This is a genomic window from Streptomyces sp. BK79, from assembly GCF_044142145.1.
Taxonomy (GTDB): Bacteria; Actinomycetota; Actinomycetes; order Streptomycetales; family Streptomycetaceae; genus Streptomyces.
Map to the genome: position 1 here is coordinate 15,855 of NZ_JBHVOC010000034.1, position 18,206 is coordinate 34,060.

The window sequence follows — 18,206 nt, forward strand, 5'->3', positions numbered from 1 at the left end:
CCAGTACTCGTTATCGTGTCGGCCATGACCAGGACCCTTGAAAGTCGTCGAGCGGACGACACTACCGATCTTGAGCGCGATTTAGTCCACCTTGCGCGCGTGGCGCTGGCGGGCCGCGGTCAGGATGTCCGGATGCTGCTTCAGCGCATGGCCAGGCGCTACGGCCGCGGCAACGAGGCGGTTGGCAAGGCTCTGCAGGACCTGCTGCGTGACGCTCCGAGCGTCGATGCCCCCTTGCGCGGCCTGGGTAACACCGCTCCCGTTCCGCTGGACATGGACAGCCGTGTTCCTTTGATTCGCCCCGATCATCTGATGCCCACGATCACTCCGGTTCTGACTCAAGACGTCCGTGAGGCCGTGGAGCAGCTCTGCGACGAGCACCTCGGTCGTGACCGGCTCCTCTCAGCCGGGTTGACCCCGAGCAGGAGCGCGCTCTTCGTCGGCCCCCCGGGAGTCGGCAAGACCTTGGTCGCTCGCTGGATCGCCAGCCGCCTCAACCTGCCGTTGCTGGTCCTCGATCTTTCCTCGGTCATGAGCAGCTACCTGGGGCGCACGGGTGGCAACATCCGAAAGGTCCTGGATTACGCCAAAGCGAGCCCTTCCATCCTCTTGCTGGATGAGCTCGACACTGTGGCCAAGCGTCGGGATGACAGCGCTGAGGTCGGCGAACTCAAGCGGCTGGTGACCGTCCTCCTGCAGGAGATCGATGACTGGCCGGCGACGTCACTTCTGCTTGCAGCCACCAATCATGGTGATCTCCTGGATCCCGCCGTGTGGCGACGCTTCGAAGCGGTGATCGACTTCCCGCTCCCGGACGCCTCACAGCTACGCGAGGCCCTGGATCAGTACTGCGAAGGTGAGGCGCCTGCGGACGTCCTGACGGTCATCGCCCGTGCTCTCGCGGCTCAGGGCGCGTCCTATTCGGAAGCTCATCGCGTGATGACCACTGCGCGCCGACGGGCAGCGCTGGCCGACCAACCTGTCGGAGAGACGCTTCTGAGCGTGTGCAGCGAGCAGTTGAGGCAATTGCCCTTTGCAGAAAGGGTGCGCTTGGCGGTGGACCTGGTGCAATCTGATCACATGTCGCAACGGCGCGTGCACGAGCTGTCAGGGATCAGCAGGGACACCATTCGCAAACGCGTGCGGCAGCAGGAGTCATAGGGATAGTTCTCGTGGGGGGAGCGTCTGATGCCCGGACCGCACAACTTTCTGCTCGGCCACGGCGAGAGGCTGGTTGAACCCGTCACCTTGCCAGCTGGTGGCGGCCCGACTGAGCTGCCCTACACCCAAGAGGAAGCACGCTTACGGTTACGCCCCCAAGTACGGGACGCGGTGCGCCGGTTCGCGCAACTACCGGCCGGAGCCTGTCCTGACGGACAGGTGGTCGGGGTCCTCACGATGCACCCTCAGTTCATCGCCAAGAGCTACCACCCTGCGCAGCTACTCACCGACCTGGGCCTGGCCTATGTCGGCGCCCGCAACGCCATCGTCAGGCCCGAGAAGTGGACCAAGAGGGAACCACCAGCTCCCTCAGAGACCGCAGAGCTGTTCGTGGCAGGTCGGCGAGCCGCATTCACGTTGTGGAACCAGCGCATGCAGGCCGGGCTCCTCCCCGGGGGCGATCAGCTGCGGACGGTCGAGGCTTTCCGAGCGCCGACAGTGCAGGAGCGCCAGCGCAATCTCGCCCGCCTGTCGGCGGAATCGCCGCTGGTGGAGGTGGGACTGCACCTGCCACCCCGCCTGCGGGAAAAGATCCTCACAGGCTTCGCCGCCTACGTGGAGTCCTTGGGAGGGACCGCAGAAGTCGGTCATGCACTACAAGCGCCAGGGGTCGGATTCGTGCCTGTCCGGCTCGCGCCCGAGGCGATGGACCAGCTCTCCCAGTTCACTTTCATGCGCGTCGTCCGTCCGATGCCCAGACTCCGAGCATTCCACCCGGTGGAGCGTGCCACCACGGCACCAGGGCTCAAAGCGCCTTCCCTTCCCTACGAAGGCGCTGTCGATCCCGACGTGAAGATCGCAGTCCTCGACGGAGGTCTCGAAGCTGGCGGGCCCATGGCTCCCTGGGCACGCCCCCGTGAGCTTCCAGGAACCTGCGGAGCCACCCGTGAGTACCTCGACCACGGACACAACGTCACCTCCGCCGCACTGTTCGGCCCCCTCATCCCGGGTCAGTCCGCCCCTCGCCCCTTCGGAACCGTCGATCACTTCCGCGTGGTCGACGAGGAGCCGGAGGACGACCTCGCGCTCTACCGGACCCTGGACCGCATCGACAAAGTGCTGCAGGACAATCCCCATCAGCTCATCAACCTCAGCCTCGGTCCCGATCTGCCCATCGAGGATGACGAGATCCATCCCTGGACCGCTCTGCTCGACTCGTGGCTGTCGGACGGCCAGCGACTGCTGACCATCGCGGCAGGCAACAACGGCAATCTGGACCGCGCGTCCGGGAACGCCCGCGTGCAGGTCCCCTCGGACAGCGTCAACGCCCTGTCCGTCGGAGCCGCCGACTCCACCCGGCCCTCATGGCGACGGGCCCAGTACAGCGCACTGGGCCCGGGGCGCTGCCCCGGCATGGTCAAACCCGACGTCGTCAGCTTCGGCGGAGACCACAAGGAACCGTTCTTCTTCGCCGCACTGCATGGCCAGGACGCCCCCTCCATGTCGCTCGGAACCAGTTTCGCCGCGCCAAGCGCCCTGCGCATGGCAGCCGGCATCCGCGCTCACTTCGGTCCCGTCCTCAGCCCTCTCGCCCTGAAAGCACTTCTCATCCACTGCGCCGAGGACAACCCCCAGGACACCTCCGAACGCGGCTGGGGCCGTCTTCCGGGAGAGCTCGAGCACTACGTGATCTGCCCGCCTCACACCGCCCGCGTGGTCTATCAGGGAAAGGTGCCACCCAAGCAGACCGTCCGGATGTTCCTGCCCCTCCCAGAAACCGTGACAACCGGCGATGTGCAGGTCACAGCGACCTACTGCATCGCCTGCCCCACCGACCCACGGGCCCCTCGCAACTACACCACCAGTGCCTTCGAGCCCACCTTCCGGCCGAACATGGAACGGCTCAGCCCATCCGGCAAGGTGCCCAAGTCAGAACCGTTCTTCCAAGCCCGCGACTACATGAGCGAACAAGAACTCCGCTCTGACGCCCATAAATGGGAGACCGTCAAGCACAAAACAAATGTCTTCAAAGCAGAACGGCTGAAGCGGCCGGCCTTCGACGTCCGCCACGTCTTCCGACTCGACGACCTCCCGCCAGACACCAACCCAGAAGTCGCCTACGCCCTGGTCATCACCCTGAAGGCTCCCGCCGTACCAGACCTCTACGACCAGGTCGTCCGCACCTACGCTGCCCGACTCGAAATCCTTCAACCCCGCATCGACATCCCCATCACCATCCGACCCTAGAAGGCTCAAGGGCAATAGGACCTCTGTCCCACCGCCTTCGGGAGCTCGACCTGTAGCTGGCAGCTGTGGTCGGGTAGCCGGGTCACGGCAACGTGATCCTGCTACCCGCAGACATGAGCCGAAGCTCAGGAGTTGTCACCAGCGGGACCGGCTGAGCTGGTGAATGAGGACGATCGAGGCATCCGACTTGTCACAGGCGCTCATTCGGCAATCTTTCTGTCACCCGGGCTGTGCAGCGGGAAACTGGGAACTGCGAGTTCGGCTCGGGACCTACGCTGGCGCTACCTTCCATCTTGTCTAGGAGTAGCGTGCCGCCTGCCTTCGTTCACCGGATCACGAAGTACGACCCCGCCGACCGTGACGAGCACGGCAGCTACCGGGGCGCGGAGGAGGCGGTCAGTGACCACGGGCCAGTCGAGGCCGCGTACCTGGAGGCAATCTCCGCGTTCGCGGAAGCTGCGGGCATCGACCGGCTCGAAATCCGTGAGCCCTCCGTCACCGGGCTCGTCCACTTCGGTGCCCAGCCGGTGGTCGAGGGACACGGTCTTAGCGGTCTCTTCCCGGCTGACCTCACCGGTTACCACGACGGGGCCGAGGTCTCCTTGGCGGTGGCCCTGGAGCTGATCCGCGTCATGCTCCGTGAGCAGGGCGCCTGGTGTCGGCTGGAGGCGGGAGATGTTTTTACCGTGCACGTCGGATGGGACCAGTACGTGTACGTGGGCAGCGACCGACCCTGCACGGACGCCGTGGCCCGTACGCGGGAACTCGGCCTCTTCGCGGAACCGCTGGTGGCTTCCCCCTACGCCGCGGAACCAGAGGTGACAAAAGCTGCCGACGAAGACTTCTGGGCTTCGGTACGCACCGAGCTGGCGACGCGACAGGGCCTGCTCCTGGAGGAAACCCACATCGCCAACGCCACACGCTGGCACCGTCTCACCACGGAAAACCTCAACACGGTGCGCGCCGGTCTCGGCCCTCGCGCCCTGCTGACCGTCTGGCCCGACCTACAATCCGACGTCGGCGCGGTCCTGACCGCACTGCCGTCCGAATGGCACATCGAGTTCGTCTGGGAGACGAAGGACGGAACGATCAGAGACGTGACCGTCGATGAGACCCAGTACCAGGAACTCGCTGCCCTGGTAGCCGACGCGCGAGCGGCCTGCGCCCTGTCCCTCTACACCGACGAACGCAGTCCGCTGCTCCAAGCCGTTCTGCCCGACAGCGACGGTGTGCTGCGCGCACGATGGTGACCCGGTGCCAAGCGACTGGCCAAGGCGACGACACCCCATAACGCCGCCGGTGACAACCAGCCTGCCTACGTGACAACTATCCTGCTTCGGCTCACAGGCGGTCAGCCTGTCTGCGGGCGGCACCGTTCCTAGAGCTCAAACTGCACATGCTCGAGGTCCGTGAACTGGACCTCCAGGCCTGCGGCGCGGCGGCCGCCGTCGCGGAAGTAGACCTCACCGAGTGCTTCGGCCGCGAGGTCGCGCAGCTGCCGCTCATCAGCGCCGGCGTCTTGGGCGTCGAACAGGCGGGCGGCGTGGTGAGGCGGCAGGGCAAGGGTGAGATGCCGGACGCGGGCGTCGTCGGTGGTGCCGACCGGCGCGGTGAAGCCCAAGCGCGCGCGGGTGTCAATGATGATGCCCGCGGTGGTGGCAGCCTGGCGGCGGGCCCGCTCGCGGACGCGAGGTTGCCAGCGCTGACGCACGGCATCCTCCAGGCGCTGCGCGAGGTCGGCACGGGGCCGGCGGATCTGGTCTTTCACGTACCGCTCGACGGTGCGTTGCGAAATGCTCAGCAGGCCGGCCGCGGCGCGGGTGCCTTTGAGCTGCTTGACCAGGTAGCGCATCTGCGCGCCGGCCGACTTGGGTATGGGGCGGGTGAAGGCCCGCTGTACGGCGCGCTCGATGCCATCGTCGATGATGCCCACGGGTGTCTCCGTTCATGATCGGCTGTGGGGGCCGCTGCCGGGCGATCACGCACACCGGCGGGGATCCGCCCGGAGGCGGGATGCAGGGCCCAGACAGTGGTTAGGGGCAGTTGGCGGGTGGGCTCTCCTGAAGGGGCCTGTCAGAAGGGAGCGGGTCCCTGCGCCGCTGCCGCCGGGGTCTGCGTGAAGTCGGCCATCCAGGGATGGGCTGCCAGGAGCTCGGCGCGCAGGCGGGCGTCCTCCGCGGCGTCGGCGGTGACCTGGTCGGGCTCGAGGTCGGAAACGGCCGAGGCCTCCATGGCTGCGCGATGGATTCGGCGCCGCCGCTGTGCCTCCGCGTGCAGTGCTTCGCGCTCTGCCGTTGCCGGGTCGGCTTCCTGCTGCTGCGGGGCCTGCCCGGAGAGGCTGGCCGCGAGGGCTGCGAAGGCAGCCGCAGCTTCCTCCGTGCATCGCTGGCACACACCGACAGCGGGGACGGCACCTGGGAACGGACGGCCGCAGTCGACGCACTCGGGCGTCCGGGGCTTCTTCTTGCCGCTCTTGCCCATGGGGGGCGTCTTCCCAGCGAGACGGTCCGCCCGCCGGCTCTCCCGCCGCTCCGAGCACGCCCGGCAGTCCTCGCCGGTGTCGACCATGGTGCCGTCCTCGCAAGACAGGTCCGCGCAGTACGGCGTGGGGGCGAGCAGCTCCAGGGCAACGCCGATCGCCGACCGCAGCTCACCGTTGTGGAGCGCGGGCTCGTACCCATACGCCGTCCAGCGGCGGGCGATCCGCTCCTGCAGCTGGTCCACCGTGCGGGACTCCAAAGCCTCCAGGACGGCGGCGCGGTTCCGCTTCGGGATGTGCCCGTACGGCAGCTTGGCGACCAGCACCGGCGGCAACAGTGCCTCCACGGCATGCACCGCTGCTGTCTGCTCCCGGGTTAGTGCAGAGTCGTCCGCATCCCGCTGCCCCGGCACGCCGGCCTCGAGGCCTTCCTTCGACGACGAGCCATCCTTGCCCGCCGCGGCGGAGCCGCTACGCCGTCGAGCGCTACTACCTGAGGTTGAAGTGCTACGCACGCCACCGGCGCTACGCGCCGAAGGCGCTGGTTCCCCTGTGGACGACGGATCTGGAACAACGGCTCTAGATAGGGCGTCACCCATGACGCCACCGGTCACGTCACCCATGACGCCACCCGTAGCGTCACCCATGACGCTACCCCCCTCGGAAGTAGCACCCTCGGGGGTGGCGTCACTCATGACGCCACCCCCCTTCTTCGCTGCCTTCGGCTTCTTCCGGCGGGCCCGCTCCTTGCGCCGCTGCTCCTCCCGCTTGCCTTCCTGAACCCGCAGCCTCTCCTCGTAGGCAGCCCTCCAGCCCGCCAGGTCGAAGCCCGGGGCGTGCTCGCTCACCCACGCGTCGACGTCCAGGCCGGGGACCGTGTGGCCGTATCGGGCGACCAGCTGCGGCGGGGTGCCCGCTGGCGGTGTGACGCCGTGGATCAGCCACGCGTCGTGGATCTCGTACAGGTTGGCGTCGTTCTCGTCGGGCTTACCCTCCACCTTGCGCCGGTGGACGGTTACGAGACCGATCTCCTTCTCCAGGTAGTCCGCGGCCCGGTCCACGGTCTGCTTCGAGCAGTCCAGACACCCGGCCAGCGCCTCCCGGCACGGATAGCCCTGACCGGTGTCACGAGAGCCGACGTCCGCGAAGGTCACCAGCAGCTGATGGCTTCGTTCACCTTCAGTGACAGCGTTTGCCGACCAGTTTGAGCGGCGGTTAGCGATCTCTGGGACGATGAATGTTCACGAGTTTTGGCTCTGGTCCAATTCTTGTGGCGCGGTTACTGATCGCGACCGATCGGTCCCAGGGCCTCCGCGATCCGTTGGACTTCGTGGCGCCACTGAGCGGCGTCGTCACTGTCCACCCAGCCGGTCAGCAGTTCCGATCCGTCTTGGAGTACACACTGCAGAGCGAGCACGGCTGACGAGCGGAGAGCCAACGGAAGCTGCGGCAGAGGTTCTCTGGGTCCGTCATCAGGGTCGATTACAATCCCGCTGCCTGGGATTGTGCTGGCAACGAGAGCCGCGGCGGCCACCGCTTCGGTGCCGTCGCCGCCATCCACGCGTGCTCCGGGATCCGTGACTCGCTGGAATGCTTGCTCGAGCACTTCGATGACCTTCTGAGAAGTCAGTCCCTCGAGTTCATCGACGAAGTCGGCAGCGAGATCGCTGTCGAATGGGCCTGTTCCCCACGTTCCCATGCACGGCTCCGGGTATCGCTCTCGCGGACGAAGCCAGCATTCCAGCAGACACTGACAAACGCTCAGGTGGCCAGGAGGACTCGTTTGCGAAGCAAGGCGAACCCCGCGCGGCCGAACATCTGGCGCTTGAGCATTTTGATCCGGTTGACATGGCCCTCCACGACGCCGGAGCTCCAGGGGAGGGTGAGACCGGCGGTGACGGCGTCGAGGTCGCGCAGGAGGTGCTGAGCGAAGTGGCGGAGGCTGGGCAGTTCGGGAGTGGCGCTGGCTGCTTCGATCCATTCGGGGAGTCGGTCGCCTTGCAGGTGAGTGAGCATGTGGGCGAAGGAGCGCACGTGCTCGGCGAGTGCTGACAGTTTGGGGCAGTTGGCCAAGGCGGCTTTGAGGTGGATCCGGTCGATTTCGGGTAGCGCATCGGGGTGCGTGAGGATCCAGCGCGTGACGGCGCGGGCCGATGGCGGTCGGGGGCCGACCGGTTGGGGCTTGCCGCGAAGGGTCCTGCTGACGTAGTCGCGGACGCCGGCGTAGCCGCGGGGATAGCCCTGTTCCTTGATCTCCTCCCACAGTTTCCAGGCGTTGGTGCAGCCTTCCTGCCAGCGCTGGTCGAGGTAGGGCTTGTAGTCGTCGAGCCTGGTCGCACGGTTTTGCCACTGACCGGTGAACATTTCCTCCGGGGTGGTGGCGCGGGAGAAGCGTAAGATCGTGTTAAGTGTCATGCCGAGCTGCCGGGCGACGGACCGCTTGCTGTGACCGGCGGCGAGGAGAGCATGGATGGTGGCGTGCTTGGCGCGGGTGCGTTCGGCGAACCGGCCAAGGTGATGACGCGGCCGGCTCCGGCTCCTCCTGGGGTTCCTCCGGCTGTTCCGGCGTGGGGCGCAAGCAGCTGCGGTGCCGGTAGACGCACTTCTCGGCGGCTTCACCCAGGTTGTGCCAGAGGTGCCATCGGTCAGCGACCTGGAGGGCCTGCGGGGCGCCGCGGGTGGCGCCTTCGGCGAAGAAGGGGGCCCGGTCACGGCAGATGATCTCGATGCCGGGCCGCTCGGCGAGCCAGGCCGCGAGCGTGTCTGCCTCCCGGTCGGGAAGGAGATCGATCGGGCGACGTGTTTCGATGTCGACGAGCACGGTTCCGTAGATACGGCCCTTGCGCTGGGCGTATTCGTCCACGCCGACCACGCGCGGTGTGGTGGTGACGGGGTCCGGAAGCGAGGCGATCAGCCTCAGCAGGGTGTTCCTACTGACCGGGACTTGGAAGGCATCCGTCATGCGGGCGCCCGCCCGGCCTGCGAGCGCGAGACCGACCGACACCAGCGTCGATCGCAACCGCTCGGTCTGTCGTCCGAACCGACGTGTGAGCCCAGGGACTTGCTCAGCAAAGGTCTTGCGCGTGCAGGAGTCCTCCGCGCAGACGAACCGCCGCACTCGTAACGACACCACGACCAGCTTGCCCGCTGTCGGCAGATCACGAGGAAACCGCAGGTAGGAGCCATGTATTCGCCCAGACCAGCATCCGCACTCCGGACAGGCCGCCCGTCCTGCGGTCGTACGAGCCTCAACCCGGACGACTGTGTCGGACACCTCGACCGACTCCAACAACACGCCCTCGACCGAGGAGAACAGCAGCTCATCCAGCTGCGGAAGCACTTCATTCACGGCGAAGGACTGTCGACTACACCACCGTCCAGTCGGGCGATTTTCGGGCGACCTCAACTGCCATCACACGAAGATCAACAGTTACCCTGCGTGCACAACCACACGAAGTGGACCAGAGCCACTACTGCTCGATAAAGCCAGCATGCGCTGGGTGTAGTTCTGGATACCTGGGGGGAGCCGGGTGGGTGCAAATACCGCCAGGCAGGCGGGCATGCACTCACCCGCCCTCCGCAGCCCGACCCTCAAGATCAGCGTGCCTCTTCCACGGGTATACGGCGGGGGGACTGGCCGTGTGCAGAGGCCGGTGGCGGCGATGCGCTCTGCCAGCTGCACGGCAGAGGTCGTGGCTGGCGGCGGTATCGAGCGAGGGTAAAGGGTAGCCCCGCCCCTCAGTGGTCAGGTTCCGCGTTGGCGCAGCCTCTCATTGGCCGCCCGTCTCCAGTCTTCCTCGGCTGGTTCAGGTGGGGCGACTGGTTGCTGAGTCTGTGCGGATTGCCGCATGGAGTGCCCGTAGTGGTCGTTGTGCCGGTGGATCAGGTCGGGCTCGCGTTGCCCCGGCCATACCTGCAAGAGGAAAACCTCCACGGGCTCTGTGATGTGGGCGTCGTGTGCTCGGTCACGGCCGCGGGCGTGAACGCGGGCACGGTAAGCCCCGGGCCCGAACGGTGTCAGCACTGGCAGTTCGGGAAGGGCATCCATTATGGCGGTGACTCTCATGTCACCCGTGAGGGATTCGATGCTGTGGTCCACCACCTCGTCCCACGCCTCGGCAGGCTCGGGAAGTGGGATGGCGCTGTGGTAGATCTCCACGGTCACATCGACGGGGCCGCTGTTCACGCCCGCGAGGACGACAGCGAGCCCTGGCTTGGAGAAGATCAGTCCGTTCTCCGGGTGGAAGGAGGGCTGCGTGTACTGCCCTGCGTCCGCCAGGTGGAAGGCGTGGTACTCCACCTGTACCTGACCGGACGCCCTCGCAACGGGTTCACTCATGGCCGGCATCGTAAGCGCTGCCTCCTCAGGCGACGATCCATACGCGGAAAGCATCCCGCTCGATGACCCGGTTCTCGATGTAGAAGCGGTTCAGCAGACTACCTGCGCTGCTGTTCTGTCCCGCTGGGGCCAGCTCACGACCGTGCAGCAGTGGATGTGCGAGCAGGTCCTCGGGATCGAGCCCGCGTCCGAGGACGAGAAGCCGAAGCCGCGCCGTACGTAGGCCGACAAATGGGCGATGAACTACCAGGCCGCCCGCCAGTTCTACGAACGCGAGGGGCACCTCCAAGTCCCCAGGAAGCACGTCGAACGGCCCGTCGACGGCGAGGGCCAGGAGGAGCGAGAGCACAAGCTGGGGGCCTGAATCGGGAACCAGCGCAGCCGGGCCGCGACACTGACACCGGAACGAATGGAGCAGCTGTCCGCCATCGGAATGCGCTGGACATAGCCGGACAACCACAACGGTGCCGAACGGGTGTTCCTGTCCGGCCCCGTTGTGGTTCAGGGAGGAGGGTGCTGGGCGAGCCATTGCTGGAGTTCGCGGTGGCGGAACTGGTAAGCGGCGCCGCTGTAGCGCAGTAGGCCGGCCGGGACGGCCCAGTCCATGAAGCGGGCAAGCCGGAACGGAAGGCGGCCCCGTGAGCACAGCAGGAAGACTCCATACCGCCGTGTCGCCCCAAGGCCGACCGTGAGCGCGAACGCGAGCGTGAGCCCGAGCGCGAACGAGACCGGGAACGCAATGGGGAGCCAAAACCCGCCCCATACCCAGGGCACGGCCACGAGCCCGACCACGAGCCCGTGGACCATGTCGTCGCGGACGATTTTCCCTGGGTTGGCTGCTGGTGTCGGTTCTCTGCTGAGGCTGGATCGGAGCGCGTCCATGACCCCGTATCCGAGCCATCCGAGAACCCCGAATATGGAGCCGTGACTGAGCCCGACGTCGAGCCCTTCGGCGAGTCCCCCGTCGAGTTGCCCGTCGAGCCTCGCGTCGAGCGCGACCCAGAGCCCGGTCACAGTCGCGAGCGCGAACCCGAATCCGAGGCCGCGGGTGAGCCAGCGGGTGAGCCAGCGGGTGAGGCCACGTAGAAGCCCCCTGAGTCTTGTTCCTTCGTGGTTGTCCTTGCGGATGCTGGGAAGGCGGCGGGGCTCTGCAGCCCGGAGTGCAAATGCACCTGCCGCAAGGATCATGATCACCTGGAGGCGTGAGGAGAAGTCGATGTACCCGGTCAAGGGAAAGAGCACGGCCAGAGGCAGGAGGAGGACTGTGAGGGCGGTCAGGAGAGCGTCGGTGATGCGGACGCGGGTGCGGCCGGCGAGGGGCCAGAGGCGGTGGAGGGTGAGGTCGGTGGCGGGGTTGCGAGTGGTGGTGCCGTCGAGGTGGTGGGTGAGGTGGTGGAGCCAGCGGTGGACCTGGTCGGGCGTGTAGTGGCGGGGGTTGGATGTGTTGGCGGTGGCGGTTTCGGTGGCGGCCGGGATGTAGCGGGCGAGGAGGTCCTGGTCGAGGGCGTGCGTGGTGGGGTGGTCCAGGAGTTCGGCCGGGTTGCCGGTGCGGTGGTAGACAGTGGCGGTCAGGCACAGTCGCCATGGGGTGGACAAGGTGGCTGCGAGGGGGCCGGTGGGGTGGGCCTGCAGGTAGTCGAGGAGGGGCTGCCAGCGGGGAGGGTCGAGTGCTCGGTCGCGTAGGTAGGTGATGGCCTGCTGGGTGTTGACGGGGGCGATGGCGATGCGGGCGGCGTCGATCAGCTGGAGCGCGGGGGCGAGAGAGTCGTAGTGCTGGGTGCGGCAGGTCAGGACGAGCGGTCCGGCGTCCAGGCCTTCCTGGTAGGCGTTGAGGGCTTCCAGAGCGGCGAGGGCCCGCGGTGGTTGGGGGTCGGGGGTTCCGTCGTCGCGGACGGGATCCATTTCGTCCAGTCCGTCCAGGACGGGCAGCACCATGCCCTGGTCGACCAGTGAGGCGGCCCGGTCGCGGGGCCAGTCGTAGGCGTCCACCAGGCGCTGGACCAGCAAGGTGGCCAGTGGCTGGCTGGTGTCCCACTGCGCGAGGGGGATGCGGACGGGCACCGGATCGTCGTCGGCGCGCTCTTTCAGGAGGGCGAGCATCAGCTCCAGGGCCAGGACCGTCTTGCCCGCTCCGCCCGCCCCGGTGATGACCAGACGTCGGGGCCGGGTGGCTCGGTAGTAGTCAAGAACGTTGGGCAGGTCAGCGGCGGCGGGCTCGTCGGTGAAGGTACTCCCGGCCGGTGGAGCGATGGCGGCGCGGCCTGCTGCGGGGTGGAGGACGTAGGCGAGATTGATGCGCCGCCTGTCCGCGCCAAGCAACTGCCGCCGCACCGTACTCTCGCCCGTCTGGACCTGCCGCTCGAGTGTCTTGGCGCGGCTTCGGGCGAGTTCACCGTCGTTGCCCTCGATCGGTTTGCGCAGCGCCATGCCGGCCAGTGCCGCACCGACGACACCCGCAAGGAGCGACAGAAGGGTCGCTTTGTCGACGGGTTTGGAATTGTCATTGATGTTCCGCACGGCGAAGACTGCGCTCGCCACGATCGCCACCCCGAACACGCAACCGACAAACTGCCACATACGCCGATGACGGCGTCCCCCGAGTCCAGCCATACCCCGATCATGCCGCTACCCCCGCCAACCGAAAGCCCGTTTGGCCTTTCGCGATTCCCCGAGACAGGAGAACGCCGCTGCCGGCAGCCTGGCGGCCTGCACAACCACCCATACGCGAGCCGGACCGGGCCGCCGACCGGGCCCGGCAAGAGCGCGAGAAGCCGCTGGGTCGCGACTCCCTCCTGGTACTTGAGACGCAGACCTGTTCGACAGAGCAAGGCCCGGACTCGTCGTCCGGGCCTTCGCCATGTCCCACAGCTTTGAACGGGTGGGGCGCCGATGGTCTGTAGTACGTGGACGCGCAACGACATCGACGGCAGGCTGTTCGGTCAAGCCGGGATCTCGCCTTCGAGGATCGCGGTGACTTTATGGCTCATGAACTCCATCCACTCGTCTCGGTCGTGTCCGTTCAGCGGATGTAGCACTGCGGGAAGCGGCGCTCGGCACAGCGATCGGAGATCGGCTGCCGTTCTGTCCTCGCCGTACTGCAGCCAGTGGTCGACAACAGCCCATCCTTGCTTTTCCACAACCGATTGATCGGCATGCTGCGCGGTCCCCCGGCCGCTGGGCGTGAGGGCCCAGGCCAGAGGGCGGAAGTAGACCTCCGAGAAGACGTCGTAGTGCTCTACGTGCCGGATGACCCGGACAGCGTTGTACATTCCCGCCAAGCGGGTCCGCCGGTCCAGGCACACGGCCAGGCGCAGACTGGCGCCGTCAGGCATCGTGATGCGGTCGCGACGGCTGCGGAGGTCCTCGGCAAGCCCTCGGAACATCACCCTCAGATGTGGGCTGGTGGCGAACATGCCGATAAGGATGGACCGGGCCACACGGGCCGGCGCCAAACGCACAGGCGGCAGGTAGAGACGCTGTTGCAGGTTCACGCGTGCCAGCATGGCGTTGCTGAAGTCCGCGTAGGCGGCGTCGTAGTGGGCGCCGGCCATGTTGTTGCACTCGCTGCACAGGCCGTGGAACCACATGCCGCCCTGTGCGATGCGCCCATGGCCTAGGACTCGGTCCTTCAGGCGCACGTTGGCACTGACCACCCGTTCCTTGTTGCCGGCGGCCTGGGGAGGCACGTGGGCCTTGGTCATTTTGCGAACGTCGCCGCAGAGACCGCACGGGCGGCTACCTGCGCTACGCAGGTCAATTCCCAGAGTTCCAGGCGGTCTTCTGTCAGGCACGTGGAAAGCCTAGCCGGGGCATCGGACAGAGCCGGAACGATTAGTCAGCTTCTTCCTCGATCCACTCGGCTGGTATGAGTGCTTGATTGTTGTCATAGCGCCATCGCTGAGCCACGTACGGTCCGAAGTCGGGGTGGTCGAGGTCGGCGTGTTCCATGACGATGACTTGGAACTGGCCTTCCAGCAGGCGCAGCGTCTGATGGATCGCTTGGAAGATGTTCAGCAGTGCCCCGGCGCCGGGGCAGCCGAGGCGCGCTCGTCGGCGAGCTGCTCACTCACCCGGTCAAGGACACGTTCGGCGGTGGCGAGCTCGTCCCGCTCGGCCCGCACCTCCGCCAACTGCTTGGCTAGCTGCTTTTCGAGTTCGTCCAGTTCCGCACGACGCGCGGTGATCCGTTTCAGCAGTTCGGGATCCAGCATGCGTCGGATCGTAGAAGGCCGTCCGACCGCCACGGGAAGGAACCAGCGAACCCACCGCGACCGTTACTCACGCGCTCACCGCACTGAGCGTTCCAGCGCACTCCGATGATCGGAAACCCACCGGTAGGCCGCCCGGACGTGCCTTACCGCCCCTGCGTCACGGAGCCGGGCCATGGCGACGTCACCGGCATCAGCCTGGGACTCGATGCCCCGCCAACACCGGTCCTGCCACCACAAGATCGTGGACACGAGACGTTGCCGGTCCGCCAACTCGTAACTGTCAACGATCAGCCTCAACCGCCGGGCAGCCTCCTCGACATCGGTGACTGAAGGGCCCAGATCGAGGTACTGCCAGCAGACAAGAGCGATGTCATGGATCCGCGCGCCCGGCGCCGCGAGGTCCCAGTCGATGAATGCCGCTGGTCGAAGCTCCCTACCGGACAGCTGATAGACCGTGTTCTTGGGCGACAGGTCGTTGTGGCACACGACCTCTTGGTCACCGGCCAGCGGAGTGCCGGCCGTCAGGTCGTGGAACTCACGCACGAGCCGGGCGACCGTCGCCAGACTCTCGTCAGATGAGACAGCAGCAGGTTGACGCGGCTCCCACGCCACATGCCCCTCGAGGTAACTGAGAACCTCTCGGCCCTCGTCGTCCACACCGAGATACCGCGGAGCACCACTCCAGCCACGTGCTTCAAGCAACCTCAGCAGATCACCTACGAACCTCGTGCGAGCCAAGGCAGGACGGCGCACCGTGTCGCCGACACGAACGACCGCATTGACGAAACCTCCGGGCAAGGGCGACTCAGGCATCCGTCCACCCTGCCTGATCGATACCTCGAACTGCCATTGACTTGTCCTGATGCTTGATCCGCCCCGGCGCACACCTCCCGCCGCCCGCCCACCACAGGGCAGAACCGGACGGGGTCGGGCCGGCGTCCGAGTGGGTAGATCCGCAGACGGGCCCCGGCGAGGGGACCCGGCTCGGATCCCGGGCGGCGGCACGGACTGCGGGAGGCAGCGGCGTGGAGGATCTGCGGCCGGAGGACCCACGACGGATCGGCGCGTACCGGCTGCTGCGACGGCTGGGCGGCGGCGGCATGGGACAGGTCTTCCTCGGGCGCTCGCGGGGCGGCCGGGCGGTGGCGGTCAAGGTCGTGCGGCCGGACCTGGCGGACCAGCGAGAGTTCAGGCGGCGCTTCGGGCGCGAGGTGGAGGCCGCGCGGAGGGTCGGCGGCTTCTACACGGCGCACGTCCTGGACGCGGACCCCGAGGCCGATCCGCCGTGGCTGGCCACCGCATACATCCCCGGCCCGTCCCTGCAGCAGGCGATCACGGACCAGGGGCCGCTGCCGGAGACCTCGCTGGGACAGCTCGCCGCGGGCCTCGCGGAAGGACTCGCCGCCGTCCACGCCTGCGGCATGGTCCACCGGGACCTGAAACCGGGGAACGTGCTCCTTGCCGAGGACGGCCCGCGACTGATCGACTTCGGCATCGCCCGGGCCGCGGACGACACCCTGCTGACCGGTACCGGGGAGGTCATCGGCACTCCCGGCTTCATTGCCCCGGAGTACCTGATGGGGGACCGGGCCGGACCGCCCTCCGACGTGTTCGCGCTGGGCGCGGTGCTCGCCTACGCGGCGACCGGCCGCCCGCCCTTCGGCGGTGGAGCCGCCCAGGCGGTGAACTACCGGGCGGTGCACGAGGAACCGGACCTGTCCCAACTGCCCGCCGCCTACGCCCGTCTGGTCGCGGACTGCCTGGTGAAGGACGCCGCCCGGCGGCCGGGCGTCGAGGAGATCATCGACCGTGTGCCCGCCTGGGACGCGGACGCGCCCACGTGGCTCCCGCCGCGGGTCGCCACGATGATCGACGAGGCGCGTCCCCCGGACTCCGCCGGCACCGCCGTCGCCTTCTTCTCGGGCCCGGACATCCCGGTACCGCGGGGCTGGTCGGACGCCGGAATCCGGGCCCGGGAGCAGGCGCGTGCCGAGGCGGAGTCGGCCCGGGCCCGCCGACGCCTGTCGCGGCTGCTCCGCGCGGCCGAGACGGTGGGCCGGGGCATCACCGACCCCGGCACGCGCTCCCGCGCCCTCGCCCGCGTCGCGGCGGCCACCGCCCCCGTCGACGCGGAGCACGGGAGGTCACTCGCCCGGCTGGCCCTGCGGTCCGCGGCCGAGGCGAGCGAGGGCCTGGACCGGATACGGGCGCTCGCCGATGTCGCGAAGACGCTGGCGGCGACCGACGAGCACCACGCCCGGGAGGCAGCGGAAGAGGGCCTCGCCCTGGCGAACGCCGTGCGCGGGCTGCTCCGCGGCGCGGAACGCCGGGAGGCGCTGGCCGCCGCCGCCCCGGGCCTCGCCGCCGTGGACCCGGCACACGCGGAGTCGGTCGCCACCACCGTGGGAGAGGGGGAGACGCTGGCCGAGGTGGCCGAGGTGATGGCCGTTCGCGAGCCGGGGCGGGCGGAGCGGATCGCCAGCGGACTCGAGCCCGACCAGGCCGACGACGTATGGAGAGCCGTCGCCCGAGCGCTGGCCCCGAAGGACCCGCGGCGGGCGGAGCGCGTCGCACGCCGACTCACAGGCCGCTGGGCCGACCTCGATCGGTACGTCCTGAACGACATCGCCCAGGCGCTGGCGGCCACGGACCCCGAGGCCGCCGTGCGGATCGCCTGCGAAGGGGTCGTCGTCCATCCCGACACCCTCGCCAGGACGGTGGTCGAGGCGGCCACGTCGGCCGGTCCCGCCAGGGCCGAACGTCTCGTGCGCGCCATCCCCGACGCCTCCCTGCGGGACAGCGCCCTGCAGGTGCTGATCGAGAAGACGGCCGTGGCGGACCCGGATCGCGCCGAGCAGCTCGCACGGGGCATCGCCGACGAGGAGGAACGCGCGGAAGCCCTCGCAGACGTCTTCTATGCCCTCCTCCACACCGACTTCCCTCGCGCCCAGCGCGCGGCCCGCGGCATCCCTCCGGGGCAGCCCTGCACCCGAGTGTTCGTCCTGGCCACCATGGCCGAGAGCCTGGCCTCGTACGACCCCGGGTGCGCGCAGAGGTTGCTCCACGAGGCGGAGACGATCGCGGTCGGCCTGGACGATCCGGACGAGCACGCGGCCGCCATGACGCAGCTGGTCGACGTGCGGGCCCGGGCCGACCTCGACAGGGCCGTCCACCTGGCCCGACTGGCCCGGCAACCGGAGCAGCGGGTCGAGATCCTGTCGGCCGTCGCCGCCTCCCTTGCCGCAGTCGCCCCCGACCGCGCGAAGGCCCTGCTCGCGGAGGCCGAACGGGCCGCGCGGGACCTGCCGGATGCGGGAGCAGGTCACATCCTGACCTACGATCTGGCGCGGCGCCTGGCCGACTTCGCCCCCGAGGTGGTGCCGCAGGTCGCAGCCGACGCCGTCCGTGTCGAGCGTGAGGCGGACGGCAACCGGGGCGACAGGTACAACGTGCACGCCATGGACGCCCTCGTCTGCCTGGCGGAAGTCGACCCCCGCCGGGCCGCGGACCTCACGGTGGAGCACGGCCGCCTGGCCAAGAGCCCCGCCGACGCGCTGGCAGACCTTGTGGAGGCACTGGCCGGGCAGTCCGGCTGGGAACTGAAGCGCCTGGAGACCCCCTAGCTGGTCCAAGGCAGGCGGACCGCTTCGATCTCAGGGTCCGCGAGCAGCGCCTCGACGAGCGGGTGGGGGCCGCAGACCTTGGTAATCGACACGCAAAGGACGTTCCTGGGGTGATCTCCGGCTATGGAGGTCACCCCAGGCCGCGT

General features: G+C 68.0%; 17 protein-coding genes. 6 read left to right on the forward strand and 11 right to left on the reverse strand.

Annotated elements, in window-relative coordinates:
• The first annotated feature begins 24 nt into the window (after nt 1–24).
• The 3 genes from ACFIF2_RS32645 to ACFIF2_RS32655 all read left to right on the forward strand — a co-directional run bounded on the left by ACFIF2_RS32645 (nt 25) and on the right by ACFIF2_RS32655 (nt 4,658).
• Nucleotides 25–1,161, forward strand: coding sequence for an AAA family ATPase (locus ACFIF2_RS32645; RefSeq protein ID WP_046249387.1), 1,137 nt, complete (start codon nt 25–27; stop codon nt 1,159–1,161).
• Between the two features lie 27 nt (nt 1,162–1,188).
• Nucleotides 1,189–3,408 carry a S8 family peptidase gene (locus ACFIF2_RS32650; protein ID WP_395576891.1) on the forward strand — a complete coding sequence of 740 codons (2,220 nt, stop codon included), beginning with the start codon at nt 1,189–1,191 and terminating at the stop codon, nt 3,406–3,408.
• A 308-nt stretch (nt 3,409–3,716) separates the two neighbouring features.
• Nucleotides 3,717–4,658: an RNA-binding protein gene (locus ACFIF2_RS32655; protein ID WP_395576892.1), complete on the forward strand. Its 942-nt coding sequence runs from the start codon at nt 3,717–3,719 to the stop codon at nt 4,656–4,658.
• 128 nt (nt 4,659–4,786) lie between these two features.
• On the opposite strand, the gene tpg is transcribed toward ACFIF2_RS32655, so the two are convergent.
• From tpg to ACFIF2_RS32685, 6 genes are all read right to left on the reverse strand, one after another.
• Complete coding sequence (gene tpg / locus ACFIF2_RS32660; RefSeq protein ID WP_395576893.1) at nt 4,787–5,341, reverse strand: telomere-protecting terminal protein Tpg; 555 nt, start codon at nt 5,339–5,341, stop codon at nt 4,787–4,789.
• A gap of 140 nt (nt 5,342–5,481) precedes the next feature.
• A complete protein-coding gene (locus ACFIF2_RS32665) occupies nt 5,482–7,041 on the reverse strand; it encodes a hypothetical protein (protein WP_395576894.1) in 1,560 nt (519 codons plus the stop codon).
• Nucleotides 7,042–7,166: 125 nt separating this feature from the next.
• A complete protein-coding gene (locus ACFIF2_RS32670; RefSeq protein ID WP_395576895.1) occupies nt 7,167–7,586 on the reverse strand; it encodes a DUF4259 domain-containing protein in 420 nt (139 codons plus the stop codon).
• A 62-nt stretch (nt 7,587–7,648) separates the two neighbouring features.
• Entirely contained in the window at nt 7,649–8,302 is a 654-nt protein-coding gene (locus ACFIF2_RS32675) for a transposase (protein ID WP_395576896.1), read from the reverse strand.
• Complete coding sequence (locus ACFIF2_RS32680) at nt 8,292–9,236, reverse strand: ISL3 family transposase (RefSeq protein WP_395576897.1); 945 nt, start codon at nt 9,234–9,236, stop codon at nt 8,292–8,294. Before ACFIF2_RS32680 ends, ACFIF2_RS32675 begins: the two co-directional genes overlap by 11 nt.
• A 396-nt stretch (nt 9,237–9,632) precedes the next feature.
• On the reverse strand, nt 9,633–10,226 hold the full coding sequence (locus tag ACFIF2_RS32685; protein WP_395576898.1) for a hypothetical protein: 594 nt from the start codon (nt 10,224–10,226) through the stop codon (nt 9,633–9,635).
• On the opposite strand from ACFIF2_RS32685, the gene ACFIF2_RS32690 reads away from it, so the two are divergent.
• Both ACFIF2_RS32690 and ACFIF2_RS32695 read left to right on the forward strand, forming a co-directional pair.
• Entirely contained in the window at nt 10,225–10,449 is a 225-nt protein-coding gene (locus ACFIF2_RS32690; protein WP_395576899.1) for a hypothetical protein, read from the forward strand. The genes ACFIF2_RS32685 and ACFIF2_RS32690 overlap by 2 nt on opposite strands.
• A gap of 15 nt (nt 10,450–10,464) precedes the next feature.
• The gene (locus tag ACFIF2_RS32695) at nt 10,465–10,590 is read left to right on the forward strand and encodes a hypothetical protein (RefSeq protein ID WP_395576900.1); all 126 of its coding nucleotides are present in this window, start codon (nt 10,465–10,467) and stop codon (nt 10,588–10,590) included.
• 137 nt (nt 10,591–10,727) lie between these two features.
• On the opposite strand, the gene ACFIF2_RS32700 is transcribed toward ACFIF2_RS32695, so the two are convergent.
• From ACFIF2_RS32700 to ACFIF2_RS32720, 5 genes are all read right to left on the reverse strand, one after another.
• Nucleotides 10,728–12,764, reverse strand: coding sequence for an NACHT domain-containing protein (locus ACFIF2_RS32700; RefSeq protein WP_395576901.1), 2,037 nt, complete (start codon nt 12,762–12,764; stop codon nt 10,728–10,730).
• Nucleotides 12,765–13,165: 401 nt separating this feature from the next.
• Nucleotides 13,166–13,927 (reverse strand): hypothetical protein, encoded by a 762-nt coding sequence (locus ACFIF2_RS32705; protein WP_395576902.1) that lies wholly within the window; start codon nt 13,925–13,927, stop codon nt 13,166–13,168.
• Nucleotides 13,928–14,057: 130 nt separating this feature from the next.
• On the reverse strand, nt 14,058–14,243 hold the full coding sequence (locus ACFIF2_RS32710; RefSeq protein ID WP_395576934.1) for a DUF3732 domain-containing protein: 186 nt from the start codon (nt 14,241–14,243) through the stop codon (nt 14,058–14,060).
• Entirely contained in the window at nt 14,237–14,437 is a 201-nt protein-coding gene (locus ACFIF2_RS32715) for a hypothetical protein (protein WP_395576903.1), read from the reverse strand. The genes ACFIF2_RS32710 and ACFIF2_RS32715 overlap by 7 nt, the downstream gene beginning before the upstream one ends.
• Nucleotides 14,438–14,512: 75 nt before the next feature.
• Nucleotides 14,513–15,250: a phosphotransferase gene (locus ACFIF2_RS32720; RefSeq protein ID WP_395576904.1), complete on the reverse strand. Its 738-nt coding sequence runs from the start codon at nt 15,248–15,250 to the stop codon at nt 14,513–14,515.
• Nucleotides 15,251–15,462: 212 nt separating this feature from the next.
• On the opposite strand from ACFIF2_RS32720, the gene ACFIF2_RS32725 reads away from it, so the two are divergent.
• Nucleotides 15,463–18,060 carry a protein kinase gene (locus ACFIF2_RS32725; RefSeq protein ID WP_395576905.1) on the forward strand — a complete coding sequence of 866 codons (2,598 nt, stop codon included), beginning with the start codon at nt 15,463–15,465 and terminating at the stop codon, nt 18,058–18,060.
• The last annotated feature ends 146 nt before the right edge of the window (nt 18,061–18,206 follow it).

Bases quoted from the DNA above. Each gene is read 5' to 3' on its own strand.
- ACFIF2_RS32645 (WP_046249387.1), top strand. From the start codon at position 25: ATGACCAGGACCCTTGAAAGTCGTCGAGCGGACGACACTACCGATCTT.
- ACFIF2_RS32650 (WP_395576891.1), top strand. From the start codon at position 1,189: ATGCCCGGACCGCACAACTTTCTGCTCGGCCACGGCGAGAGGCTGGTT.
- ACFIF2_RS32670 (WP_395576895.1), bottom strand. From the start codon at position 7,586: ATGGGAACGTGGGGAACAGGCCCATTCGACAGCGATCTCGCTGCCGAC.
- ACFIF2_RS32675 (WP_395576896.1), bottom strand. From the start codon at position 8,302: ATGACACTTAACACGATCTTACGCTTCTCCCGCGCCACCACCCCGGAG.
- ACFIF2_RS32690 (WP_395576899.1), top strand. From the start codon at position 10,225: ATGGCCGGCATCGTAAGCGCTGCCTCCTCAGGCGACGATCCATACGCG.
- ACFIF2_RS32685 (WP_395576898.1), bottom strand. From the start codon at position 10,226: ATGAGTGAACCCGTTGCGAGGGCGTCCGGTCAGGTACAGGTGGAGTAC.
- ACFIF2_RS32695 (WP_395576900.1), top strand. From the start codon at position 10,465: ATGAACTACCAGGCCGCCCGCCAGTTCTACGAACGCGAGGGGCACCTC.
- ACFIF2_RS32705 (WP_395576902.1), bottom strand. From the start codon at position 13,927: ATGACCAAGGCCCACGTGCCTCCCCAGGCCGCCGGCAACAAGGAACGG.
- ACFIF2_RS32715 (WP_395576903.1), bottom strand. From the start codon at position 14,437: ATGCTGGATCCCGAACTGCTGAAACGGATCACCGCGCGTCGTGCGGAA.
- ACFIF2_RS32720 (WP_395576904.1), bottom strand. From the start codon at position 15,250: ATGCCTGAGTCGCCCTTGCCCGGAGGTTTCGTCAATGCGGTCGTTCGT.